Annotated in this window: 29 protein-coding genes; 21 read left to right on the top strand and 8 right to left on the bottom strand. The window is 40.3% G+C overall.

The window, feature by feature from the left end; all coding sequences use genetic code 11:
- Positions 1-162 precede the first annotated feature (162 nt).
- The 4 genes from fahA (at position 163) to araD (ending at position 3,731) form a co-directional block, all read left to right on the top strand.
- The gene (fahA, locus tag F931_RS18485) at positions 163-1,470 is read left to right on the top strand and encodes a fumarylacetoacetase (protein WP_016142688.1); all 1,308 of its coding nucleotides are present in this window, start codon (positions 163-165) and stop codon (positions 1,468-1,470) included.
- Complete coding sequence (maiA, locus tag F931_RS18480; protein ID WP_016142687.1) at positions 1,457-2,089, top strand: maleylacetoacetate isomerase; 633 nt, start codon at positions 1,457-1,459, stop codon at positions 2,087-2,089. Before fahA ends, maiA begins: the two co-directional genes overlap by 14 nt.
- Positions 2,090-2,106: 17 nt before the next feature.
- The gene (locus F931_RS18475) at positions 2,107-2,655 is read left to right on the top strand and encodes a VOC family protein (protein WP_016142686.1); all 549 of its coding nucleotides are present in this window, start codon (positions 2,107-2,109) and stop codon (positions 2,653-2,655) included.
- A 296-nt stretch (positions 2,656-2,951) separates the two neighbouring features.
- Positions 2,952-3,731 (top strand): IclR family transcriptional regulator, encoded by a 780-nt coding sequence (gene araD / locus F931_RS18470; protein WP_016142685.1) that lies wholly within the window; start codon positions 2,952-2,954, stop codon positions 3,729-3,731.
- A 64-nt stretch (positions 3,732-3,795) separates the two neighbouring features.
- Here the strand turns inward: araD and hppD are convergent, their stop codons facing one another.
- Positions 3,796-4,851, bottom strand: a complete 1,056-nt coding sequence (gene hppD, locus F931_RS18465) for a 4-hydroxyphenylpyruvate dioxygenase (protein ID WP_016142684.1) — start codon at positions 4,849-4,851, stop codon at positions 3,796-3,798.
- A 525-nt stretch (positions 4,852-5,376) separates the two neighbouring features.
- On the opposite strand from hppD, the gene ybbK reads away from it, so the two are divergent.
- Positions 5,377-5,847 carry a 2-thiouracil desulfurase family protein gene (ybbK, locus tag F931_RS18460; RefSeq protein ID WP_016142683.1) on the top strand — a complete coding sequence of 157 codons (471 nt, stop codon included), beginning with the start codon at positions 5,377-5,379 and terminating at the stop codon, positions 5,845-5,847.
- A gap of 3 nt (positions 5,848-5,850) precedes the next feature.
- On the opposite strand, the gene F931_RS18455 is transcribed toward ybbK, so the two are convergent.
- Both F931_RS18455 and pncA read right to left on the bottom strand, forming a co-directional pair.
- Entirely contained in the window at positions 5,851-6,813 is a 963-nt protein-coding gene (locus F931_RS18455; RefSeq protein ID WP_016142682.1) for a bile acid:sodium symporter family protein, read from the bottom strand.
- Positions 6,814-6,866: 53 nt separating this feature from the next.
- The gene (pncA, locus tag F931_RS18450; RefSeq protein WP_016142681.1) at positions 6,867-7,511 is read right to left on the bottom strand and encodes a bifunctional nicotinamidase/pyrazinamidase; all 645 of its coding nucleotides are present in this window, start codon (positions 7,509-7,511) and stop codon (positions 6,867-6,869) included.
- A 329-nt stretch (positions 7,512-7,840) separates the two neighbouring features.
- Between pncA and dapA the strand changes: the two genes are divergently transcribed.
- The 5 genes from dapA to yfdC all read left to right on the top strand — a co-directional run bounded on the left by dapA (position 7,841) and on the right by yfdC (position 11,487).
- A complete protein-coding gene (gene dapA, locus F931_RS18445; RefSeq protein ID WP_016142680.1) occupies positions 7,841-8,734 on the top strand; it encodes a 4-hydroxy-tetrahydrodipicolinate synthase in 894 nt (297 codons plus the stop codon).
- Positions 8,735-8,749: 15 nt separating this feature from the next.
- The gene (locus F931_RS18440) at positions 8,750-9,352 is read left to right on the top strand and encodes a lipoprotein-34 precursor (NlpB) (RefSeq protein ID WP_080649758.1); all 603 of its coding nucleotides are present in this window, start codon (positions 8,750-8,752) and stop codon (positions 9,350-9,352) included.
- A 36-nt stretch (positions 9,353-9,388) separates the two neighbouring features.
- Positions 9,389-10,108: a phosphoribosylaminoimidazolesuccinocarboxamide synthase gene (gene purC, locus F931_RS18435; RefSeq protein ID WP_016142678.1), complete on the top strand. Its 720-nt coding sequence runs from the start codon at positions 9,389-9,391 to the stop codon at positions 10,106-10,108.
- Between the two features lie 188 nt (positions 10,109-10,296).
- Entirely contained in the window at positions 10,297-10,500 is a 204-nt protein-coding gene (locus tag F931_RS18430; protein ID WP_016142677.1) for a hypothetical protein, read from the top strand.
- Positions 10,501-10,650: 150 nt separating this feature from the next.
- Positions 10,651-11,487, top strand: a complete 837-nt coding sequence (yfdC, locus tag F931_RS18425; protein WP_016142676.1) for a formate/nitrite transporter family protein — start codon at positions 10,651-10,653, stop codon at positions 11,485-11,487.
- A gap of 13 nt (positions 11,488-11,500) precedes the next feature.
- Here yfdC and rarA read toward each other — a convergent pair whose 3' ends face one another.
- From rarA to F931_RS18410, 3 genes are all read right to left on the bottom strand, one after another.
- On the bottom strand, positions 11,501-12,766 hold the full coding sequence (gene rarA, locus F931_RS18420; RefSeq protein WP_016142675.1) for a replication-associated recombination protein A: 1,266 nt from the start codon (positions 12,764-12,766) through the stop codon (positions 11,501-11,503).
- 104 nt (positions 12,767-12,870) lie between these two features.
- Positions 12,871-14,043, bottom strand: coding sequence for a PQQ-dependent sugar dehydrogenase (gene yliI, locus F931_RS18415; RefSeq protein ID WP_025470413.1), 1,173 nt, complete (start codon positions 14,041-14,043; stop codon positions 12,871-12,873).
- A gap of 110 nt (positions 14,044-14,153) precedes the next feature.
- Entirely contained in the window at positions 14,154-14,612 is a 459-nt protein-coding gene (locus tag F931_RS18410) for a YcgN family cysteine cluster protein (RefSeq protein ID WP_016142673.1), read from the bottom strand.
- A gap of 194 nt (positions 14,613-14,806) precedes the next feature.
- Here F931_RS18410 and F931_RS18405 point away from each other — a divergent pair, with 194 nt between their 5' ends.
- From F931_RS18405 to ahr, 8 genes are all read left to right on the top strand, one after another.
- Positions 14,807-14,965, top strand: a complete 159-nt coding sequence (locus F931_RS18405) for a DUF1328 domain-containing protein (RefSeq protein WP_000490267.1) — start codon at positions 14,807-14,809, stop codon at positions 14,963-14,965.
- A gap of 171 nt (positions 14,966-15,136) precedes the next feature.
- Positions 15,137-15,874 carry a dienelactone hydrolase family protein gene (locus F931_RS18400; RefSeq protein WP_016142672.1) on the top strand — a complete coding sequence of 246 codons (738 nt, stop codon included), beginning with the start codon at positions 15,137-15,139 and terminating at the stop codon, positions 15,872-15,874.
- A 184-nt stretch (positions 15,875-16,058) separates the two neighbouring features.
- A complete protein-coding gene (locus tag F931_RS18395) occupies positions 16,059-16,421 on the top strand; it encodes an HIT family protein (RefSeq protein ID WP_016142671.1) in 363 nt (120 codons plus the stop codon).
- Positions 16,422-16,563: 142 nt separating this feature from the next.
- Entirely contained in the window at positions 16,564-17,598 is a 1,035-nt protein-coding gene (mutY, locus tag F931_RS18390) for an A/G-specific adenine glycosylase (RefSeq protein WP_016142670.1), read from the top strand.
- A gap of 47 nt (positions 17,599-17,645) precedes the next feature.
- On the top strand, positions 17,646-18,182 hold the full coding sequence (lytH, locus tag F931_RS18385) for a M23 family metallopeptidase (protein ID WP_016142669.1): 537 nt from the start codon (positions 17,646-17,648) through the stop codon (positions 18,180-18,182).
- 9 nt (positions 18,183-18,191) lie between these two features.
- Positions 18,192-18,437, top strand: a complete 246-nt coding sequence (locus tag F931_RS18380; protein WP_001287364.1) for a hypothetical protein — start codon at positions 18,192-18,194, stop codon at positions 18,435-18,437.
- A 30-nt stretch (positions 18,438-18,467) separates the two neighbouring features.
- Positions 18,468-19,028 (top strand): DNA-3-methyladenine glycosylase I, encoded by a 561-nt coding sequence (tag, locus tag F931_RS18375; RefSeq protein ID WP_016142668.1) that lies wholly within the window; start codon positions 18,468-18,470, stop codon positions 19,026-19,028.
- Positions 19,029-19,065: 37 nt separating this feature from the next.
- Positions 19,066-20,094: an NADPH-dependent aldehyde reductase Ahr gene (ahr, locus tag F931_RS18370; RefSeq protein ID WP_016142667.1), complete on the top strand. Its 1,029-nt coding sequence runs from the start codon at positions 19,066-19,068 to the stop codon at positions 20,092-20,094.
- 2 nt (positions 20,095-20,096) lie between these two features.
- On the opposite strand, the gene F931_RS18365 is transcribed toward ahr, so the two are convergent.
- The gene (locus F931_RS18365; RefSeq protein WP_016142666.1) at positions 20,097-21,521 is read right to left on the bottom strand and encodes an aminotransferase-like domain-containing protein; all 1,425 of its coding nucleotides are present in this window, start codon (positions 21,519-21,521) and stop codon (positions 20,097-20,099) included.
- Between the two features lie 90 nt (positions 21,522-21,611).
- On the opposite strand from F931_RS18365, the gene F931_RS18360 reads away from it, so the two are divergent.
- A complete protein-coding gene (locus tag F931_RS18360; protein WP_025470412.1) occupies positions 21,612-21,986 on the top strand; it encodes a lytic transglycosylase domain-containing protein in 375 nt (124 codons plus the stop codon).
- Here the strand turns inward: F931_RS18360 and F931_RS18355 are convergent.
- Positions 21,970-22,872 carry a LysR family transcriptional regulator gene (locus F931_RS18355; RefSeq protein WP_016142664.1) on the bottom strand — a complete coding sequence of 301 codons (903 nt, stop codon included), beginning with the start codon at positions 22,870-22,872 and terminating at the stop codon, positions 21,970-21,972. The two genes, F931_RS18360 and F931_RS18355, sit on opposite strands and share 17 nt — an antisense overlap.
- Before the next feature lie 120 nt (positions 22,873-22,992).
- Between F931_RS18355 and dkgB the strand changes: the two genes are divergently transcribed.
- Entirely contained in the window at positions 22,993-23,796 is an 804-nt protein-coding gene (gene dkgB, locus F931_RS18350; RefSeq protein WP_016142663.1) for a 2,5-didehydrogluconate reductase DkgB, read from the top strand.
- Between the two features lie 4 nt (positions 23,797-23,800).
- The gene (locus F931_RS18345; protein WP_016142662.1) at positions 23,801-24,991 is read left to right on the top strand and encodes an MFS transporter; all 1,191 of its coding nucleotides are present in this window, start codon (positions 23,801-23,803) and stop codon (positions 24,989-24,991) included.
- Positions 24,992-25,012 lie beyond the last annotated feature (21 nt).

Here is a 25,012-nt window from a genome sequence, read left to right as displayed (position 1 = left end):
ATTCAGTATTATAGAGACATGAAGCAATTGGTTGTGCTCGGTCTATATCAAACTCATAAGACTAAAGATGATCTAAACAAAGGTTAAAAGCTTATTGAGTAGCTCAGTCCTAGACCGAACTTTTATTTGTATAAGACCCGAGATAAAGACAAGGACGCGAAAATGGAACAAAAACTAAACTCTTTTATTGAAGTTTCACCTCAATCAGATTTCACTATTCATAATTTGCCTTACGGTATTTTTAGTAGAACTAACGAAAGTGAGCGTCAAGTTGGTGTAGCAATCGGTGATTGGGTGATTGATCTCGCTGCGCTTGAAAAGCACGGGCTTTTAAAACTTTCAGAACAAGACACATATTTTAACCAGCCTACACTGAATAAATTTATCGAGTCTGGCAAAGCCAACTGGTCAAAAGTTCGTAAGACACTACAGTCTCTTCTCTCGGTTGAAAATTTAACACTTCAAGAAAATGAAGCATTGCGCCAAGAAGTTTTGGTTAAACAAGACAGCGTAACTTTGCATTTACCACTTCAAGTCCCGGGTTATACCGATTTCTATTCTTCTAAAGAACATGCGACCAATGTGGGCTGTATGTTCCGGGATCCTAAAAATGCTTTACTGCCAAACTGGAGTGAATTGCCTGTTGGTTATAATGGCCGTGCTAGTTCTGTTGTAGTCAGTGGTACTCAAATCGTTCGTCCATCTGGACAAATTAAGCTTCCAAATGAAGAGCGCCCAGTTTTTTCAGCGACGCGTAAACTCGATTTTGAACTTGAAACAGCATTTGTTATTGGTAAACCAACGGAGCTTGGGCAACCTATCTCGATTGAAAATGCATGGGATCATATTTTTGGAATGGTTTTGCTGAACGACTGGTCAGCACGCGATATCCAGCAATGGGAATATGTTCCACTTGGACCCTTTAACGCAAAAACTTTTGCAAGTTCGATTTCTCCTTGGGTCGTCACGCTTGAAGCACTTGAGCCATTTAAAGTTGAAGGCCCAAAACAAGACCCTAAACCTTTAGCGTATTTACAAGAAAATATCGCAAATAGTTACGACATTAATTTGAGTGTTGAAATTCAAAGCCCGAAATCAGCACAACCTGATGTGATCTGCAAAACCAATTTCAAATATATGTATTGGTCAATGGCTCAGCAGTTGACTCACCACACCATTGCAGGCTGTAACGTTCAGGTCGGTGACTTGATGGGCTCAGGTACAATTTCTGGTTCTACGCCAGATTCATATGGCAGCTTGCTTGAGCTGACTTGGAACACCACCAAGCCTTTAACACTCGCCAATGGTGAAACTCGTGGTTTCTTGCAAGACGGCGATACGCTCATTATGAAAGGCCACTGTGAGAAAAATGGTATTCGCATTGGCTTTGGCGAGGTTCGAAACACGGTTCTTCCTGCATTAAATTTCGAGTTTGCAGAAACTTCGGAGCCTAACTATGAAGCTGTATAGTTACTTTCGTAGCTCTGCAGCTTACAGAGTACGGATTGGCCTCAACATTAAAGGCTTAGCTTATGAGACTGTTCCAGTTCATCTGGTAAAAAATGAACAGCAAAGCAAAGACTATTTAAAGTTAAACCGCAGTGCTCTCGTGCCGACCTTAATTGACGGTGATTTAATCTTGTCTCAATCGTTAAGTATTTTGGAATATCTGGATGAGCAATATCCAGAGACCAAATTACTTCCAAATGATGTGCAAGAGAGAGCCAAAATTCGTGCCTTTGCCCAAGCAATCGCCTGTGATCTTCACCCATTAAACAACTTACGTGTACTGAAATATTTAAAAAATGACTTAAATGTTTCAGATGAGCAGAAAAACTATTGGTATCAACACTGGATTATTGAAGGCTTTCAAAATCTCGAACAGCAACTTCAAGATTCAAATGGACAATTTTGCTTTGGACAGCAAGCAACTATTGCCGATTGCTGCCTAATTCCACAGGTCTACAACGCGAAACGCTTCAAGATTGATTTATCTGCGTTTCCAAAAATTGAATCGATTTATCACCATTGTTTGTCTATCCCAGCCTTCTATAACGCGGCGCCAGAACAACAACCAGATTGGGAATAGTAAAAAGGAGTTTTAATATGACATTTGCCATTAAAAAAATACATCACGTTGCATATCGTTGTAAGGATGCGAAAGAGACCGTTGAGTGGTATAAAAAAATGCTCAACATGGACTTTATTTTAGCTTTTGCCGAAGATCATGTACCTTCAACTAAAGCCTTTGACCCATATATGCATTTATTTTTAGATGCCGGCCAAGGTAACGTTTTGGCATTTTTTGAATTGCCAACTCAACCGGAAATGGGGCGCGACGAGAATACGCCTCAATGGGTACAACATATTGCTTTTGAAGTTGAAGACTTAAATGCACTGATGGCTGCCAAGCAACATTTAGAAGAAAATGGTGTGAAAGTTTTAGGCGTGACCAACCATGGTATTTTCCACTCAATTTACTTCTTTGACCCAAATGGCCACCGTTTAGAACTGACTTATAACGATGTGCATGCTGAAGAAAAAATTGCGAAAATTACTGAAGAGATGAAAGTTGAAATGCTAGAGGAATGGAGCAAAACTAAACGCGCTCCGCACCACACTCATTTCTTACATGAAGAAGAGTTAGGAACCTAATTTTAAAAGAGCGAACTAAAAAGTCGGCATTGATTAGAATTGTTTTTAACGAGCAGTTCTATATCAATGCCGATTTATATTATTTAATACTGCTAAATTTCTAGAAAATTGCGCTATAAATAAGAGCATAGTGATTTTAGAAAATTGTTGATTATTAAACATGTCAATTTCGCTAATAGAAAAAGGTGATTTCTATTTTTCACTAGGCTCAGGCATGATGTAAAACGCGCCAATTTCAATTTATGTTTTGATCGTCACTATTTAACAGCTGAAGTAAATTTATTAAGGGTATTTAAATGATTGAAGAAAAAGTATCTGGGGGGGTTCAATCACTTGAAGTCGGTTTATCTGTACTAAACGCCCTTTTGGAACACAATCAACCTATTATTCTCAAAGATCTATCGAGCAAGCTCGACATGCATCCTGCCAAGGTACATCGTTATCTGGTCAGCCTTATTCGTATGGAATATGCAAAACAGCTTGATGATGGGCAATATGCTTTAGGTGATCAGGCATGGCGCTTAGGTCTAAACTGTGTTCAGCATAGCGACACACTACAGCTGGTACAGCATTTAATTTACGACCTACAAAACAAAATTGGTTGCGGTATACAAATCAGTAAATGGTCACCGAAAGGTCCTGTCGTGGTTCAATCGATTGAATCGAACCACCCTATTTCGATTGTCACTAAAGTCGGCTCAATTATGCCTTTAGTCAATTCTGCTGCGGGACGTCTATTTGCTTCTTATCTTCCAGAGCATTTTGTTCGTCCCTTAATGGAAGCTGAATGGCAAAAGCATCAAGAACTTGGACTGCACATCGCACCACAAAACTGGGAAGCCTTTACAGCGCTCAAAGACACTATTCGCCAACAACAAATGTCGGCAGCGAAAGGTGATTTACTGACGGGGATTAATGCGGTGGGTTTACCTGTATTTAACTCAAATCAAAGCATTGAGTTTTGTATTGTCGCGCTGGACAGTGAAATGTTTTTACCAGTCGACCCTCACAGTAAAACGATTGAAATCTTGAAAAATGAAGTGAACCTCATCAATCAATATATTAAAAGCCGCTAATCAATAGCGATAAAAAAACCAAGAGATCAACTCTTGGTTTTTTTTCTCAGGAATAAAGCTCAGCTTATTTAGTTTCTAAAACACCACGGCGAATCTGGTCACGTTCAATCGACTCGAACAATGCCTTGAAGTTACCTTCGCCAAAGCCATCATCATCTTTACGTTGAATAAATTCAAAGAAAACTGGACCAATCATGTTTTCAGAGAAAATTTGTAATAACAGCTTTTTCTGACCGTCTTTAGTATTCCCATCGAGCAAAATACCGCGCTGTTTTAACTCTTCAGTTGGTTCACCATGCTCAGGTAAACGATCTTCTAGCATTTCATAATACGTATTTGGCGGCGGAGTCATAAATTTCAGACCAAGGCCTTTTAACTTATCCCAAGTCGAGATTAAGTCATCACAAATAAACGCGATATGTTGAATACCTTCGCCATTAAAGTCAGATAGGAACTCTGCAATTTGACCGTTTCCTTTGTCCGAATCTTCGTTTAGAGGAATACGAATCATGCCGTCTGGCGCTGTTAATGCTTTAGACGTTAAACCTGTATATTCACCTTTAATATCAAAGTAGCGAATTTCTTGGAAGTTGAAGATTTTTTCATAGAAGTTTGCCCAGTACTCCATACGGCCTTTGTAGACGTTATGAGTTAAGTGGTCAATCTCGTTTAAGCCTGCCCCTACTGGACGTTTCTCAGCATCATCAAAGAAAACAAAGTCATTTTCATAAATATCACGGTCAACTAAAAAGATTGGCATGCCACCAATACCTTTAATTGCCGGAATGTTGAGCTCCATTGGCCCAACTTTTGAATACATTGGTTCAGCACCAAGCTCTACAGCCTTTTGGAAAGCTTTTGCTGCATCACGTGTTTTAAAACCCATCGCACAAGCAGATGGACCATGTTCATTAAAGAAGAATGAAGCATAAGATTCTGGCTGATAATTCAGGATAATATTGATATTTCCTTGACGCCATAAGTACGCTTCTTTCGATTTATGCTTGGCTACTTTTGAAAAGCCGATCGTTTCAAAAACTGGATCTAATTCATTTTCTTTTGAAACAAACTCAATAAATGCAAAACCGCATAATTCTAATGGGTTCTCTAAAATATCCATCTAGTTTCCCTCTGGTGATTACCTGTTCCGTTTATCTCTATTGCTGATGAACTCAGCTCCTTTCTCTATAGAATACGTTGTCATTGGGTGAGTATTTGAACCGTCAAAATGCCTTAACCCAACGCATCCTATGAGAAAAAAACGAGTCGCTAAAACGAAGATATGATGGGCGTAAAGCCTTTGATGATTAATTTCCGTTCCATGTGGTGTTTATTTTCCATACACACTGTCCTTTGTTATCTAAAAGTACGATTGAGATTTTTCAATAAACCTTTAAAAATCGTCTTTTCCTAAAAATCATTTATAGATTTATGGAGACCAACATCCTTGTTGGATCTCCAATGGCCATTTACCTTGAATTAGATGCTACTAAAAACAATTAAATTATGCAATACATAACTTAATTATGAATTGCATAATTTTAGTAATCTTGAATTAAGCTATTTTAAAATTAATGGTCAGTTTTCAAATTTTGTTTATGATTCTTATAGTCAGCCACGCCATCCATTTGATTTAGGAAAACTTATGATCTTAGTGAGCGCCTGTTTAATTGGTGAACCTGTTAGATATGATGGTAAATCTTGTCCAAATACCCGACTTAAGCAGCTATTAATTAATAAAAAAGCCCAATCATTATGCCCAGAGTTATTAGGCGGTTTTGCTACTCCTCGCTTACCTGCAGAGATTGTAGGAGGAACAGGTCAAGATGTACTTGATGGCAAAGCAAAAATTACCGACTCATCTGGTTTAGATGTGACTGATCTATATTTAAAAGGTGCTTATCGTACCCTAGAAGTCGCACAACAAATAAAAGCAAGTTGTGTGGTATTAAAAGAAAATAGTCCGTCTTGCGGCAGTCAAAAAATTTATAACGGTACTTTTCAAGGCGAAAAAATTGTGGGAACTGGAATCACCACGGCACTGTTGCGGCGCCATGGTTTTGAAGTGATTTCTGAAAATGAAATTGAAGATTGGTTAGTAGAGCATCCTCTTTAAAAGTTACTCAATTTTGTTTTTAGCAAGATCATTTACATCTTTACGACTTGCCCAGTAAGTCGCAAGTGCAGGACCAGAAATATTGTGCCAAAGACTGAAAATTGCGCTGGGTACGGCAGTAATTGGAGATGCTGCAAAATGTACCGCTGCAAGTGCTACGCCTAAGCCTGAGTTTTGCATTCCTACTTCTACGGCAATTGCCTTACTGTCCGCATAAGGTAATTTAAAGAAACGTGCCGCGGTAAAACCTAATAAATATCCAAGGCCATTATGCAATATCACCACAGCCAAAATGAGCAAACCCGACTGTAAAATTGCCGCTTTACTGCCGCCAATAATGGCTGCCACAATCGCTACAATTGCAATGACTGACACTAAAGGCATCACTTGAATATAAGATTCAACTTGACGTTTAAGCCATGTTCTTAAAATCAGACCCACGACAATAGGAAGCAGAACGACCTGCAAAATCGAAATAAACATTGAAGCTGCATCAATCTTTAGCCATTGGCTCGCAAGCAGATAGAAAATTGCAGGTGTTAACACAGGCGCTAAAAGCGTAGATACCGATGTACAGGCCACCGATAAAGCCACATTGCCTTTAGCCATATAAGTAATTACGTTTGAAGCCGTTCCGCCTGGACAACATCCCACTAAAATGACGCCGACAGCAATTTCAGGCGGTAAATTAAATAATTTACATAAGATAAATGCTAAACCTGGCATAACCACAAACTGTGCGACCACCCCAATCAACACAGCTTTAGGGCTTTGTAATATCCCTTTAAAGTCGTCAACGGTCATGGTCATTCCCATGCCGAGCATAATAATCCCCAAAATCCATGGAATATATGCTTTGAGCCAGACAAAAAGTTCAGGCTGCCATAGCGCCAGAGCTGCAAAAACAATCACCCATAGGGCAAAAGTTTTTTGAATAAATTGAGTAAAACGCAGAAATGCAGCCATATTTTCTATCCCTAAAAATAAAATATGAAAGTTAAAATACTAGAGCAATATACTTAGTGCTTACTCAACAGATCAGTCGATTGAATACGGACAACACCTCGTTGCTGCATGGTTTGCCACGCGTGTTCTAATGAACCATTCAGATCAATGCCTTTACAAGCATCTTCAACTACTAAAGTTTTAAAACCTTGTTTTACTGCATCTAAAGCAGTCCAAGCGACACAAAAATCTGTGGCAATTCCGACCACATACACCGTATCAATGCTACGTTCTTTTAAATATCCCGTTAAACCCGTCATTGTGGTGTGGTCTGCTTCCATAAAGGCCGAGTAGCTATCAATATGCGCATGAAAGCCCTTTCGAATAATCAGTTGAGCAGTTGGAATATTTAAATCAGCATGGAACTCAGCATCTTTGGTGCCTTGTACACAATGCTTAGGCCAAAGCACCTGCGGTCCATAGTCGAGTTCAATCGTTTCAAATGGCTGTTTGCCCGAATGGTTTTGTGCAAAAGAAATATGATTATCTGGATGCCAATCTTGAGTCAGAACAATATTTTCAAAACAACCGGCCAATTGGTTAATGGTTGGAATAATTGTATCGGCATCGGCAACTGCTAAGTTTCCACCCGGTGTAAAACCATTTTGTACATCAACTACGATTAAAGCCGCATTTTGGGGTTGTTTATTCATACTCATGTCATCTTCAATCCCAATCGGGAAAATTTCATTCTATCTTGCCATAAAAAAAGCCTATATTAGGTAAGGCTCAGTCGAATCAGGCTGTATTGTTATATTTACTGGCCTCTCTCAGCTGACAATAATGAAAACATCCTATCTTTTCCTCAAGTTTACATCGCGATTATCCGTTAGGCGTATTGTTCTTATGCGTCTGATCAGTCATAATTTGCATAATTGTCATTCAACAATCTGTTATTGTTAGAACTGGACAATCAAAATACTGCAACCATCCCACATTTTGTTTTTCTTACCTCAGATTCGGATGGATAAATAGGATATTTTTAAAAATGACTCAGCAAGCACAGACCATTCAAGGCTCAATCGTCGCAATCGTCACACCAATGTTGAAAGACGGCGGTGTAGATTGGAAGGGTCTTGAGAAGCTGGTTGAGTGGCACATAGAACAAGGTACAAACAGTATTGTAGCCGTCGGTACAACCGGCGAAGCCTCAACATTGAGCATGGAAGAGCACACACAGGTTATTAAAGAAATTATTCGTGTAGCCAATAAACGTATTCCAATTATTGCCGGTACTGGTGCAAACTCAACCCGTGAAGCAATCGAATTAACTAAAGCTGCGAAAGATCTTGGCGCAGATGCAGCTTTACTTGTAACGCCGTACTATAACAAGCCAACTCAAGAAGGCCTATTCCAACACTATAAAGCGATTGCTGAAGCCGTAGAGCTCCCTCTTATTCTTTATAACGTACCTGGCCGTACTGGTGTAGATCTTGCAAACGACACAGCTGTACGTTTAGCAGAGATCCCTAATATTGTTGGTATTAAAGATGCGACAGGTGACGTACCTCGCGGTAAAGCTTTAATCGAGGCTTTAAACGGCAAAATGGCTGTGTACTCAGGTGATGACGAGACCGCTTGGGAACTCATGCTTCTTGGCGCTGACGGCAATATCTCGGTTACTGCCAATATTGCACCTAAAGCAATGAGTGAAGTATGTGCTGTTGCGATTGCTAAAGATGAACAACAAGCGAAGACGATTAACAATAAGATTGCAAATTTACACAATATTCTATTTTGCGAATCAAACCCAATTCCTGTGAAATGGGCACTACATGAGATGGGACTGATTGATACTGGTATTCGCTTACCACTCACTCCTCTCGCTGAGCAATATCGCGAACCTCTCCGCAATGCCCTAAAAGATGCGGGAATTATTTAATAAGAGCAATTTATGATGCAATTACGTCTTGGTTTAGTCCTTGCAGTTTCAGCCTTAAGTTTAGCTGGTTGTAGTCGCTTCGCAATTAATAATCATTCTTTAGATTATAAAAATGCCAAGGAACTTGCCCCGCTTGAGTACCCTGCCGATGCAACTGTACGACCAGCGACACCTTTGTATCCTGCACCAACTGTAGAGCAGCGCGCTATCGATAACGCACCGAAGTTTGAAAACAAGCGTGGTAACCGTTTTGAATTGCCACGCCCTGAACAAACACAAGGTAATGCTACAGCAGATGCGTCTGCTCAAACCACGACTGCCCTTGGACGTCCTCAACTTGTGACTGACGGTAATAAAAACCCGTTATTAAAAATTGATGGAAATACGACCGAGATTTGGCAATACACTAAAGCAACTTTAAGTACTTTAAATTACAACATCATCGCTCAAGGCAGTAATCAGGCGACGATTAAAGTAAATGACAATACTTATGTGCTTAAACTTACTGGCGTGGGTTCTAGTCATACTCTTGCTCTATTTAATGTAGATAACACTTTTGCAAGTCCAGATGTGGCCGCTGAAGTGTTAAACCAGATTTACCAAAATTGGCCAGCCTAGTCGTTTACTAGGCATTTTTTTTAAAAAGGTTCCCTCATGTTAAAACAAACCTTGCTCTATACTGGTAAAGCAAAATCTGTATATGAAACAGACAATGCCGACCATCTGATTTTAGTCTTTCGTGATGATGCCTCTGCGTTCAACGGCGAAAAAATCGAACAACTAGATCGTAAAGGCAAGGTGAACAACCGTTTTAACGCCTTCATTATGGAAAAACTTGCTGCTGCGGGTATTGAAACGCATTTTGAAAAATTGCTTTCTCCAACTGAAGTGCTTGTTAAAAAACTTCAAATGATTCCAGTTGAATGTGTAATTCGTAACTACGCAGCTGGTTCTCTATGCCGTCGCTTAGGTGTAGAAGAAGGTAAAGAGTTAACTCCTCCTACATTCGAATTGTTCTATAAAGATGACGGTCTAGGCGACCCAATGGTTAACGAATCTCAAGCAATTGCTTTAGGTTGGGCGACTGCTGAACAGTTAGAACAAATGAAAGTTTTAACTTATAAAGTAAACGACGTATTAAAAGTATTGTTTGCTGAAGGCAACATGATTTTGGTGGACTTCAAGCTTGAATTCGGTGTTTTCCATGACCGTATCGTGCTTGGTGATGAGTTCTCTCCAGACGGCTGCCGCTTATGGGATAAAGACTCTAAGAAGAAACTCGACAAAGACCGTTTCCGTCAAGGTTTAGGCGGTGTTGTTGAAGCTTATGAAGAAGTTGCTGCTCGTTTAGGCGTAGATTTATCTGACATCTAATCAGTGACTTCATAAAAAACCGGGTTTCAGCCCGGTTTTTTTATATTTAATGCCCGAGAACCAAATAATATAGACAGATTTGTCTATTAAAATAAATTATCACTTGCACAAACTTAATTTAAAACACTAAAATCTAAAAAAACACAAAGTACTTCACAATAATTAAATTTAAAAACTAGGGTGAATTTATGGAAATAACTAAGTTTGAAAAGAAATTAATCAATCATCCAGTCCATTTTGGTGAAAATCCTCTAGTCTTATTAACCAACTTTAGCAGTTCTGCTTTAAAACAAGGCTGGACTCAAACAGAGGTTGAATCTGTTATTTCTAAAGCCTCTCAAGGCGACTATATGGCACTCATCCGCACTTTAAGAGCTTATACATTTCTTTAACCTTATTTTCGATGATCTGCTGCATTGCATATTCAATTTATAAAAAGACACATAAACGTGTTATGAATAGACTAGATTTATCCTGAGCCCTGCCTTAACAATAAATAAAACTATAAATATAAGAATTTTATTCAGTGAGGAGTAAACCTGATGGATCACGAAATAGAGGAAAAAAAGGTCGAGAAAACCTTAAGCTGGCGTGAAAAAATAGCAGTTGAAGAACATGAAAAACTGTCACCCCGTCTAGTCTATGAAATTATCCGCCGTGATGGTGCCGAAGAGCTGGATCGCCCAACTGCTGCACTGATCTTTTCGGGGATTGCTGCGGGTTTAGTCATCAGTTTTTCATTTGTATTTAAAGCGATTATTGCCTCTTATCTCCCAACTGATGCGATCTGGACTAATTTAATTACCAATATCGGTTATACCATCGGCTTTCTGATCGCCATTTTGGGTCACATGCAACTCTTTACCGAGAATACCATCACCACAGTTGTGCCTTTATTTAAACCCTTTACATTCGATAAATTACGGGCAGTGGGCCGATTATGGGGAATTGTGATTCTATGCAATATCATTGGAACAGCTTTAGCGAGTTTATTTTTCCTCACTACTCACCTGTTTACTCCAGGTATTGACAAGGCACTAGATGAACTCGCCCTTCATGTGGGTTCCTTTTCTGCCACCCAGAATCTGCTCAAAGGTATTATGTCAGGACTGTTAATTGCTGCATTGGTCTGGATGTTGCCCTCAGTCAGTAATAAGTTCCTGCTTATTTTTTTCATGACTTACCTGATAGGACTGGGTGATTTTACCCATGTAGTGGTTGGTTCTACAGAAATGTCCTATCTGGTCTGGCAAGGAGAAGCTTCTATTAATGAATATCTCTTTACTTTTTTGGTTCCAACCACTATTGGCAACATCGTTGGCGGTACAGGCGTGTTCACGCTACTGATTTATGGTCAGGTCACTGAAGAGCTGGAATAGCATACAGCAGAAACTATTGTTCCTGCTGCCATCTACGTTGTTGTAGGCGCTCACCTTCAACCTCACGCTTATTTCTCGCAGACTCATAGAGTTTGGTTCCCTTTAACTCAGGCGGCAAATAATCTTGCAGCACAAAGTGTTCAGGGTAATCGTGAGGATAGAGATAATTAATCCCATAGCCTTGCTGTTTCATAAGCTTGGTTGGTGCATTCCTTAAATGCAAAGGCACAGGTAAATTCGCCGTTTTTTCGGCAAGTTCCAGAGCCTTATTAATCGCTAAATAAGTACTATTACTTTTTGCACTCGTTGCTAAGTAAACTGCTGTTTGACCTAGAATAATTCGAGCCTCTGGCATCCCTACTGCTTGTACAGAACGGAAGCATTCACCTGCAAGCAATAACGCATTAGGGTTAGAATTTCCAATGTCTTCTGAGGCAGCAATCAGCATACGTCTTGCAATAAAAACGGGATCTTCTCCGCCTTTGAGCATACGAGCCATCCAATACAGGGTTGCATCTGGATCACTGCCTCGAATTGATTTAATAAAGGCAGAAACGAGGTCGTAATGCTGCTCGCCAGATTTGTCATAACGCGCAATATTCTGCTGAGCGACTTTCACCACCACCGCATTGGTAATCGTGTTTTCAATTTCAGGTTCAAAAGTACTTGCAATCAAGTCCAGTAAATTAAGCGCTTTACGAGCATCGCCTGCTGCAAACTGAATAAGTGCATCATATTCTTCAATATGGATATAACGTTCTTTTAAGAATTTATCGCTTTGAAGTGCATTATTAATGAGAGTCTGAATTGCCTCGCTGTCTAAACTATTTAAGGTATAAACCTGACAGCGTGATAAAAGTGCACTATTTACCTCAAAAGATGGGTTTTCAGTGGTCGCACCAATTAAGGTAATTTTGCCTTTTTCAACTGCACCCAATAAAGCATCTTGCTGAGATTTATTAAAACGATGAATTTCGTCAATAAAAACAACTGGTGTTAGTAAATCGCCACTTTCTGCAATCACTTCACGTAATTCTTTTACGCCCGTATTCAGCGCAGATAAGCTTATAAATGGACGGTCTATCGCTTGAGCCAAAAGCAAAGCAATAGTTGTTTTACCAACGCCTGGTGGTCCCCAAAAAATAATAGAAGGCAAATGACCTTGATCAATCATTTGACGTAAGGGCGCATGTTCACCTAATAAATGATCTTGCCCAATAATTTCAGACAAGTCTCTTGGGCGCAGGCGTTCGGGAAGTGGAATATGGGTGTCTGACATCTCAAATGGCTTTATCGTCTTTTCTCTATAGTCTATTGTGTCTCACAAAAATCTACAATTTGAATCTATGAGACACGCCCTTTATTTACAAGTATTTCCTAGCTTTAAGAGGGTTTCTTACTGAGCTTTAGTAAACGTGCATTTGAGCCGTCTTCAATTACCCAAATTGAACCATCTTGTGCTTCATGTAACCCGCGAATACGTTGCTTCATCTCTAGCCTTTGCACTTCTTTCACAGGCTTCTGCTCTAAATCCACCACAATAATTGCTTCAGAAGATAGCCCGCCAATTAAGGCTTTATTTTGCCATGCAGGAAATTGTTGGCCGCGATAAATAATCATACTTGATGGAGAGATTACAGGGGTCCAATCAATTTCAGGCGCTTTAAATTCTGGGCGAGTGTGATGATCTGGAATAGGTTGACCTGAATAATGGTCCCCATTTGAAACGATTGGATAACCATAGTTTTCGCCTTTGGTAATAATATTAAGCTCATCACCGCCTTTAGGTCCCATTTCAACTACCCAGAGCTGTCCTTTGCTATCAAAAGCCATACCTAGGGGATTACGATGTCCCAGTGACCATATTTCAGCAGTAACCCCACCTTGCTTATAAAATGGGTTACCTACAGCCGCTGAACCATCCTCATTTAAACGTAAGATTTTGCCCAAGTTACTTTTCATGTTTTGGGCAGGATCAAACTTTTGTCGCTCACCTGAACTGACCCAAAGCTTACCATCTGCACCAAAAAGCATGCGATGCCCATAATGGCCTTGCCCTGAAACTTTGGGCACTTGCTGCCAAATCTGCTTCACATCTATAAGTTTTGGCTGATGAGGATTAGATAAATCTAATTTAGCGCGTGAAATCACTGCGCCAGAACCGCCCTGTCCTTTCAGAGCATAGCTGAGGTAAATCCAGTGGTTCTTCGCAAAATTTGGGTGTAAAACAACGTCTCCTAAGCCACCCTGTCCCCCATAGTTCACCGCTGGAACACCCTTAACATCCAACATTTGTTTATTTTTAGGATTAAAAATTTTTAATTTGCCCTGCCGTTCAGTCACTAATAAACGTTGATCAGGCAGACTGGTCACTGCCCACGGTTCATTGAAATGGGCAAAGGTTTCAGATTGATAAGTTTGTTTGTTTAAAGCGGGCTGCTCTGCTTTTGCAGACGTATTTTGTTCAAGATTTTTTGAATTAGTATTATTAGACCCACAGGCCATTAACAAAAAAAAGCTACTACATAATAAGGGGGCTGCTAATCGTCTCATCATTCTTATCTCCTTTTGTTTTTATTGTTATATAACGGAGATGAGCAAAAAATTTACGATAAAAGTGTTACTTTATTATACGCTGTAATTAAAACCTTTCTTTTAAGAGCGAATTAACGCACCCAACGCACAATATAATCTTCAAGCTCATCTTCATGGACATCAACCTCAGATAGACAACGTCCTGCAACTGATTTTTTCGCCTTAACTACGCTTTGTCTCGAACCCGTATTTAAATAGTGCCATGAAGGTAAATTTTTGCCTTCATTTAAACGCTTATACGCACAGCTTGATGGCAACCAGTGAATGGTCTTTAAAGACTCTACCGTTAACTGTAAACAGTCTGGTACTTGCTGCTGACGATTTGGATAATCCGAACAACGCCCTGTACCGCAATCGAGTAACTTACAGGCTACTTTAGTATAAGCGACCTCATGGGTATCTTCATCTTCTAGCTTAACCAGACAGCACAAACCACACCCATCACACAAAGCTTCCCACTCAGCCTGAGTCAGTTGCTCAAGCGTGTAATTTTTCCAAAACAATGGACGAAGTGAGGTCTCGGTAGACATAGGTTTTTAGTAGCTGAATAGTTGAAACAGTGTATGAGTATAACATTGAAGTGGATGGTGCTAAAAAAAGAAGTCATGTTTTTAGAATCACAAAATGATTGTTTAATATACATTTCAACCACATAAACGACACATTCGGTTCAAAAAACAAGCTTTATAGTTAAACAACAATGAAAAAATAAGGAGGACAGCATATGTTCCGTTGGGCAATAATTTTTGCAGTGATTGCACTCATTGCCAGTCTATTAGGGTTTGGTGGTGTTGCAGGGTTATCTAAAGACTTTGCCGTGATTTTATTAGTCATAGCTGTAATTCTCGCTGTTATTGGTTTCATTTCGCGAGGCAGAACCTAATCTAATCATTAGCACATGAAAAAGAAGGAACCAGTTTCCTTCTTTTTTATTGCCTGAGGTTTTCTATCTTTTCTTTTGATGTAGATTCTTACATAGTTATTTATATTAATTTTACCTTTTTATGCTTTAATCAAGCGTGTTTAAATCGAGTTAAATTTCAGGATTAATGTCATGAGTACAGCAATTAAAACCCGTGAAATTCAATATACTGCACCAGACGGCAGCCAATTAATTGGTTATTTTGCAGCTCCAGAGAGTGAAAAACCTGTACCGGGTATCATTATTGGTCCTGAGTGGTGGGGCCGTAATGAATATACTGAACAACGCGCACGTGAACTTGCTGAACACGGGTATGCCGCTCTTGCTATTGACATGTATGGCGATAAAAAAGTCACATCAACTGCAGCTCAAGCCTATGAATGGATGATGCAGACATTTGAAGAATTAGACACAGTTACTGATCGTGCTAACGCAGCGCTACAAACGCTTGCAGCTCAACCAGAAGTAAATAGCGAAAAACTAGCCGCAATTGGCTTTTGCTATGGCGGTAAAGTTGTATTAGACCTTGCCCGCTCAGGTGCACCACTTAAAGCAGTCGTAACATTCCATGCGACATTAGCACCGAAGGCGCCTGCTCAAAAAGGTAACATTCAAGGTGAAGTTTTAGTTCTACATGGTGAACTAGACAGTATGGTCACCTTAGAAGATGTTGCTAATTTTGAAAAAGAAATGCAAGCTGCTGAGGTTAAACACGAAGTAGTGGTTTTAGAAGGTGCTAAACATGGCTTCAGTAACCCGCTTGCAGATGAAAAAGCTAAGGCGAACGGTGTAGATCTTGGCTACAGCAGCGAAGCGGAAAAACAAGGCCTTGCTAAAATGTACGGTTTGCTAGATCGTACTTTAAAATAAAAGAAGCAAATTTGGAGCAAATGACTTTTTCGCATTTGCTCCCTTAAATGTATATGACTTTGCAATATTTTTACTGTATTTTTTAAACCATACTTCAATAACTATACTCCCGTTGAGCTAGAGCAAAGCCTAGTCTTATTTCCCGCACTCGGGGTTTAATGGAATAACATGAGAGGATACAACAATGACTGACAAGAAATGTCCGTATTGCGAATTTGATGAATATGACATCATTGATAAAAATGAATTTGCTGTAATTTTGCCTGATTCTAATCCGTTATCTAAAGGCCACTGTGTAGTAACACCCCTACGTCACGTCCGTTCTTTTTTTGACATCACATCTAAAGAACACCAAGGGCTACTTACACTTCTTGAAATTGCTCGTCACGAAACACAGCTTCGCCATCAACCAGACGGATTTCATATCGGCTTCAATGATGGTGAAGTGTTCGGACAAAATTCAGATCATTTCCACATTCATGTCATTCCGTACTATAAAAACCAACCGTTGAAACTCGACCAACGTTGGGGCATACAAAAGGATTAATCCTTTTTTATACATGAAGCAGAGATTACTCATTATCCGGTAATCTCTGTTTTAACATACTCTCGCTGTTCGCCTGCTTTAAACAAAATTTCATCTAAATTTCAGCTATAATTTAGCCCTTACTTCTCTTCTATAGCTGTTCATGCCTGAATTTTCTTTTTCTGATGCCCTCTTAAACTGGTTCGATCAACATGGTCGTCATGATTTGCCTTGGCAAGTTGCAGATGATCCGTACAAAGTTTGGGTTTCTGAAATTATGTTGCAGCAAACTCAGGTGAAAACGGTTCTGCAATATTTTGACCGCTTTATGGAACGCTTCCCAACAGTAGAAGCTTTAGGTCATGCAACTTGGGATGAAGTCGCTCCTTATTGGGCGGGTCTCGGCTATTACGCTCGTGCGCGCAATTTGCATAAAGCTGCAGGCCTTGTCGCTCAGCAAGGTAAGTTCCCTGAAACACTAGAAGAATGGATTGCACTACCCGGCATTGGTCGCTCTACCGCAGGTGCACTCATGTCTTTGGGTTTACGTCAGTACGGCGTCATTATGGATGGCAACGTAAAACGCGTCTTAGCCCGTTTCTTTGCCATTGAAGATGACTTAAGTAAACCACAGCACGAACGTGAAATGTGGAAACTCGCTGCAGAGCTTTGCCCGACACATCGTAATCATGATTACACTCAAGGGATTATGGATCTCGGCGCAACCATTTGTACGCCTAAAAAGCCGCTATGTTTATACTGTCCAATGCAAGCACATTGTCAGGCTTATCAGCAAGGTTTAGAGCAAGAATTACCTTTTAAGAAACCGAAAAAAACACCACCTGTTAAAACAGCAGATGTTCTTATTATTCAGTGTGAAGATGAATGGTTCTGGCAACAACGCCAAGCCCATGGCCTATGGGGTGGTTTATTCTGTTTACCTATTTTAGAAAATGAACATGATCGACTGAGCTTAAGCCAGCAATTTAAACTACAGCCTCAACCACAAACCTTTCAGATCAGTCATAGCTTCACGCACTTCACATGGTTACTTAATGCTCACACGTTCCACGTGGAACCTGATCAAAAAGAACATCTAGCCATTGAACTTGAAGGCCAATGGTTAAGTCCAGAACAAGCCATTGCCAGAGGGGTTCCAACCGCTATGAAAAAATTGATCTCGACAAGCCGTTCGTGACATAGTGAGCAAAATAATTTTGATATGGCTGTGACAGGGAGTATTTCGTGCGACGTTTTGTTTCTCACTTCTCACTTGGTTTTCTGATTATTCTATTGGCTGCCTGTGCCAGTGCACCTAAAAAACCTGCCCCACTTCCACCTGCTCAGGTCTTTAAACTTAAAAGTATGCAGCTTCCAAATCGACTACCTGTACCAGTAAAGGGTATCGATCGAGATGAATTAAAAGACACATGGGGTGCGGCTCGTAGTCAGGGGCGCAGTCACGAAGGAATTGATATTTTGGCTCCACGTGGAACCAAAGTGTACAGTGCAACCGAAGGGCTCGTTGCCGATCTTCGCAATAATAATCTCGGTGGCAAAGTCATCTGGATTTTAGGCCCGGCAGGGACATGGCATTATTATGCTCATCTTGATGGACACAAACGTGGCTTAAATGTAGGTGACTACGTCAAAAAGGGCGAACTAATTGGCTATGTCGGCAATACCGGCAATGCGCGTTATACTTCACCTCATCTTCATTATGGTCTTTACCTCAACGGTAAAGGACGTGGTGCAGTTAATCCTTATTCATATTTACGCTAGGAACATTTTATGTCGGAAGCGCTGATCAATCGCTTAGTCGAGTTTGCCGAGTCTGGTAACCAGCAAAAGATCATTTTAAATGGCAATAGCTATCAAGGCTGGATCATGGAAATCAGCGATGATGCCCTACTAATCAGTACTGGTTTTTCAGATAAAGTTGGTAAAGACTTTTGGCTAAAGTTTGAAGACTTAACTCAAGCTGAACTATATTATTGGGACACTCGCCCAAATGAATGGGTGTTATTCAAACTTTAAAATTCTAAGATAAATATAAGGAGCATCATCATGAAAACTCAACGCTGCGGATGGTGTTCCAATGATCCACTTTATATTGCCTATCATGATGAAGAATGGGGTAAACCTGAACACGACGAAGCTCGACTATTTGAAATGCTTTGTCTTGAAGGTCAACAAGCCGGCTTATCTTGGATTACCGTACTGAAAAAAAGAGAAAGCTATCGTCAGCACTTTTTTAATCACCCGATTGCAGACATTGCTTCATTCACAGATGACTTTTTAGAATTAAAATTATCAGATGCAGGCTTAATTCGCCACTTAGGCAAACTCAAAGCCATTCGTGATAATGCAATTGCTTGGCAAGCGCTCAAAGCACAAGTTGGTGATGTTCCTAAATGGCTTTGGCAGTTTGTAGATGCAACTCCTCAACACAATGATGTTATAGATTACCGTCAGGCCCCTGCTCAAACCGAACTGAGCGTAAAGCTTTCTAAAATGCTTAAAAAGAATGGTTTCAAATTTGTCGGTCCAACCACCTGCTATGCTTTTATGCAGGCAGTAGGTATGGTCGACGATCATGAAAATAATTGTCAATTCAAGGCTTCATAACCCACCAGAACGGTTCAAATCCGCTTAAGGAGTTCCGATGAGCAATAATACGATTCAGGCTTATGCTGCAATGCAGGCAGGTGAAAAACTAGTTTCTTACCAATTCGATGCAGGTGAATTACAACCGCATCAGGTTGAGGTAAAAGTTGAATATTGTGGTTTATGTCATTCCGATATTGCTGTTCTTAACAATGAATGGCGCTCAACTGTATACCCTGTGGTTGCGGGCCATGAAATTATTGGACGAATTGTTGCTTTGGGCTCAGAAGCCAAAGGTCTACAAATTGGGCAACGTGTTGGTATTGGCTGGACAGCTGAAAGTTGCCAAGCCTGTGATGAATGTATTGGTGGTCAGCAAGTACTTTGTACGGGCGGAAGTGTTGCAACAATCGTGGGGCATGCTGGTGGTTTTGCCGATAAAGTCCGTGCAGGTTGGCAGTGGGCTATTCCCCTCCCTGACGATTTAGACGCTGAAAGTGCAGGTCCCCTACTTTGCGGTGGAATTACTGTTTTTGATCCGTTACTCAAACACAAAATTCAGGCAACACATCACGTGGGTGTGATTGGTATTGGTGGCTTAGGTCATATGGCCATTAAGCTACTTAAAGCTTGGGGCTGTGAAATCACTGCTTTTAGTTCTAACCCAGATAAAACAGAAGAACTCAAAGCAATGGGAGCCGACCATGTGGTGAATAGCCGCGATACAGACGCGGTAAAAGCTCAAAAAGGTAAATTTGATTTATTGCTGAGTACTGTGAATGTGACCTTAAACTGGCGTGCTTTCATTTCTACGCTAGCACCAAATGGTTCTTTACACTTCTTGGGACTCACGCTAGAGCCTGTTCCTGTTTCCGTCGGCTCTCTCATTGATGGCGCTAAGTCAGTGACTGGTTCACCTACGGGCTCACCTGCTGCATTACGTCAGCTTTTAAAGTTTGCTGCACGTAAAAAAATCGCGCCTCAAATTGAACTATTTCCAATGTCACAGCTCAATGAAGCCATTGAACGTCTACGCTCAGGTCAGGCACGCTACCGTATTGTGCTTAAAGCAGACTTTGCAGAATAAAACTAACTTACTGTTTTCATCTGTTGTCGTGACCAGTCCGCCAAGTCTTTAATCGCTTGGCGGACATCTGCTGTTAACTCATGGCCTGCATTTAAACGAATAAAATGCCGATAGCGTTCATCCTCACCAAAAACATGACCTGGAACTACAGTAATTCCATGTGATTTCGCAGTGTAATAGAGCGCCAAGCTATCTACAGTTTTAGGTAATTGCATCCATAATGCATACCCCCCTTCCGGTTGGCTCAGCGCAATTGGAATGCCCTCAAAGGCATTTAAAATACAACTACGGTACTCCTCAACTTGGCGCATTAAATTTGGTCGTAGTTGCTCTAAATGTTCCCTATAACCACGACTATAAATAAAATCAGCTAGAGCTAATTGTAGGGGTGTATTCACTCCAATATTACTAGCCAACAGCTCAAGCCTTAAATGCTGTAGCTTCGCACTTAAACAGAACCACCCTACCCGATACGCACTCGACAATGACTTAGAAACCGATCCACACCAAATCACATAGCCTTCACGGTCCCAATAACGTATAGGTAATGGTCGCTCACCACTGTAACCACACTCCCCATAAATATCATCTTCAATAATAAAGCAGTGATACTTTGCGGCTAATTCGGCAATCTTTTGTTTTTCTATATTACTTAAGCAATATCCCAAAGGATTTTGATAGTTGGCTGTCATTAAGCAAACTTTAGCCAAACCTTGCTTCATAAATGATTCTAAGCGCTCAAGATCAATACCGCGATGATGTGCGGGAATTTCAATAATCTGCCGTTTTAAGCCTGCTAAAAGCTGTAATTGCCCATTAAAAGTAGGCGTCGGAATCAAAATACTATCCCCGACGTCTGTTAGATGTTGAATCACTAAAGACAAGGCTGGCATACAACCATTGGTAATAAAAATATCCTCTGCTGCGATAAAGATACCGTCTTCACGCCAGTGATCAGATAGCGCTTTTCTTAATTGCTCATGCCCTTGTTTATTACAGTAAAGAAAGTCTTGAGGCTGACAATTTTTTAAAGCCCGTTGAATAGAACGACGTAAACCTTCCACGGGAATAAAATGAGGCGTCAACTGAATCGAACCCAACGGTACGAGATGGCTCTGTAATGCAGCTTCTTGAATTTGGTTATGCAGCTCTAGATTTGAGACTTGTCGAGGTAAAGACAAAAAATCTGGGCTATCAGGAATAGGACCAGATTGAGTGCGTGCAACCACAAAATAACCTGACTTCGGTTTTACATAAATGAGTCCTCTCGCCTCAAGCAATTCATAGCAACTTTTTGCTGTACTTAAACTAATGCCGTGCTGACGAGCAAAATCACGTAAAGAAATGAGCTTCTGATGAGGTTTAAGCTCATCTTGATAAATTCGATGGGCTAATTGATTGGCAAGAGTCTGATATTGGAAAGTCATTCTGTGCTGCTTTTTTAAAAATTTCTGTATCTGTACTGGTTTATAGAACACCTTTAGGCTATGGAAATCAACTTACAAAGTAGCAAGATCATGAAATTAAAAGCTATATTTTTATTTTCTATTTTTTTAGCAGGCTGCCAACCGCATCCAAAAGATGAGCAGTACCGACATACTATTTGCCAAAGTCTCATTGAAGGTTATTTAAAAATGACCAACCAACAAGACTATAAAATGGAGCAAAGCACTGATGACAAGACCAGTACGATTTCTCATTATCAATATAAACGTAATAACTCAAATGAAGTTGTGATGATGAACTCGGTTTATTCAAAATTGTACTTTAGCTGCCGAGAACAGCAAAAAAGTTATTTTCTGTCGCAACAAACATCACAAGGACAAGTTACTCTTCTTTTAGAAGTTCATTTTCCAAGTGATGTCTATGGTTCTTTTAGAGAGCGTTTTTAAAGCCATCTTTTAACCGTTCTGCCAAAAATTCAATGAATAAACGGATTCGTTTTGGTAGATGCTCTTGTTGATAATACACAGCATGGATGCTTTGATATTGATGTTCAATTTGGTCTTCAAATAAAGCAATTAATCGCCCTTCTTCAATATCTTTCCAAATTTCAAATTCCGATAGACGTGCAATACCATGTCCTCTAATCGTAAGTTGGCGTACTGTCTCTCCACTCGATGCTTTAATTTTTGATTGTGCAAAAAAATATTCATCGCCGACTTTAATCGGCCAACTATTGATATATGAAGGTCTAGTAAAACCAATTAAATCATGTTGTTCGAGTTGTTCAGGTTGTGTCGGTGTTCCCTTAATCGCTAAATAGTCAGGACTTGCCACAATATATAAACGACTTTTACATACTAATTTGGCATGAAGACTTGAATCATTAAGTTCCCCAAATCGAAATGCGACATCGGTTTTATGCTGCAAGAGATCAATCACCTGATCATTACTATTGAGTTCAATTTCAATATCAGGATAACACTCGCGGAACTTATGCATTAATGGTGCAATGACATGTAAAACGAATGGTGTGGCAGAATCAACACGAATAAGACCGGCAGTACCTTGATCAGACTTTTGTAATTCTTCTTCGGCCGCATTTAATTCATTTAAAATTTTACGAGCCTTTACCAGAAACTGTTGCCCTTCTTGGGTGAGTTTCAGTTTACGCGTAGTCCGCTCTAATAAAGTCACATCTAACTTCGCCTCTAAGCGTGTTAAAGATCGGCTAACCCCTGAAGGTGTTTGTTTTAGATGTTCTGCTGCCGCTACAAATGAACCTGTATCAACAATTGTGATAAAGGCAACCAATTCTTCAATTGTTGATTTCATGTCTTATTCCATTATTGACTAATGATCAAAGATATTTTGCTTATTCATCTATTTTTTCGCAACAATAAAAAAAGCAAAATGCACCTCAAGTTAAACAATTATTTAAATTCAGGTGAACACATGAATATCCCTCGTTTTGGTCTAGGAACTTTCCGTCTTAAAGAACAAGCGGTGATTGATTCTGTTAAAAATGCACTAGATGTAGGTTACCGTGCAATTGATACGGCTCAAATTTATGACAATGAAGCGGCGATTGGTCAAGCTATTACTGAAAGTGGCGTGTCACGTCAGGACTTATTTTTAACCACAAAAATCTGGGTAGATAATTTTGCTCAAGATAAGTTTATTCCGAGCTTAAAAGAAAGCTTACAAAAGCTTCGTACTGACCATGTCGACCTCACTTTAATTCACTGGCCAGCCCCAGATTTAGGCGTTTCAATTCCTGAAATCATGCAACTGTTACTTGAAGCGAAACAACAAGGTCTTACTAAACAAATTGGTATTTCAAATTTCAATATTGAGCTTACCCAACAAGCGATTGACACAATTGGTGCAGAGCATATTGCAACCAACCAGATTGAGTTAAGTCCTTATCTTCAAAACCATAAACTTGTGAATTTCTTACAAGAGAAGAATATTGATGTCACTTCATATATGACGCTTGCGTACGGTAAAGTGCTTCAAGACCCTGTTTTAGCTGAAATTGCAGTAGCTCATCAAGCAACGACAGCGCAAATTGCACTGGCATGGGCATTGCAACGTGGTTTTGCAGTTATTCCATCTTCGACTAAACGTGAAAACCTGATCAGTAATTTAAAAGCACAGGATATCGAGTTAACTTCAGCTGAAATGCAAATGATTGCCGGACTTGATCGTAACAGTCGTGAAGTTAGCCCAGAACCATGGGCACCAGTTTGGGACTAAACTCATGAACACTCAATCAAATACGGCGTTCTCGTTATTGGCATTGGCAATTGGTGCCTTTGCCATTGGCACTACTGAATTCTCACCAATGGGATTGTTGCCAAATATCGCTCATGATTTAGGGATTTCAATTCCAACGGCCGGAATGTTAATTACAGGTTATGCACTTGGCGTCATGCTCGGTGCACCTTTCATGACCCTCTGGTTTGGTGGTTTTGCACGACGTAATGCGCTTATTTTCCTCATGGCGATCTTTACGATAGGTAACCTGATCGCAGCATTTTCACCAAGCTATATGAGCTTATTAGGTGCGCGTCTTATCACAAGCCTGAACCATGGTGCTTTCTTCGGAATTGGCTCTGTTGTGGCAGCAAGCATTGTGCCCGCACATAAACAAGCTAGCGCTGTAGCCACCATGTTTATGGGCTTAACCATTGCCAATATTGGGGGTGTACCTTTGGCAACATGGGTTGGGCAAAACATTGGCTGGCGTATGTCTTTCCTTGCGATTTCCTTGCTTGGTGTGATTACGATGCTCGCTTTATGGAAAGCCTTGCCATCAGGCATGGTTGCCCAAAAGCCAAATGTGAAAGCTGAGTTGAAAGTGTTAACGCGTACTCCTGTGGTACTTGCGCTACTCACTACCGTACTCGGTGCAGGTGCAATGTTTACGCTTTATACCTATATTGCGCCAAGCTTGACTGAGTTTACCCATGCTTCACCGACCTTTATTACTTTTATGTTGGTGTTGATTGGTGTCGGTTTCTCGATTGGTAACCATTTAGGCGGACGCTTTGCAGACTTATCTATCAACAAAACTTTGATTGGCTTCTTGGTTCTGTTGATTATCATGATGGTGACTTTCCCCATCCTTGCACAAAGCCAGATTGGAGCAGCCATTGCATTAGTCATCTGGGGTGCAGCAACCTTTGCTTTAGTACCACCTTTGCAAATGCGTGTCATGTCAGTCGCTCATGAAGCTCCAGGGCTTGCCTCTTCAGTAAATATCGGTGCATTTAACTTAGGTAATGCAGTCGGTGCCGCAGCAGGCGCGTTAGTACTCGATTTAGGTTGGGGCTATAGCGCAGTATCATTTGCTGGTGCATTGTTGGCTGGGTTAGGTTTGTTATTGGTTTTATTCCAAATCAAACGCGAAAGTAGCCCTGTCCAAACATTACAACAGTGTTCAGATTAATAAAAAAAGCGCCTGAATCAG

Origin of the sequence: Acinetobacter pittii ANC 4050 (assembly GCF_000399685.1) — a bacterium.
GTDB lineage: Bacteria > Pseudomonadota > Gammaproteobacteria > Pseudomonadales > Moraxellaceae > Acinetobacter > Acinetobacter pittii_E.
The sequence above is the reverse complement of the archived record's forward strand: the minus strand, read 5'-3'. Positions and strand labels throughout refer to the sequence as shown.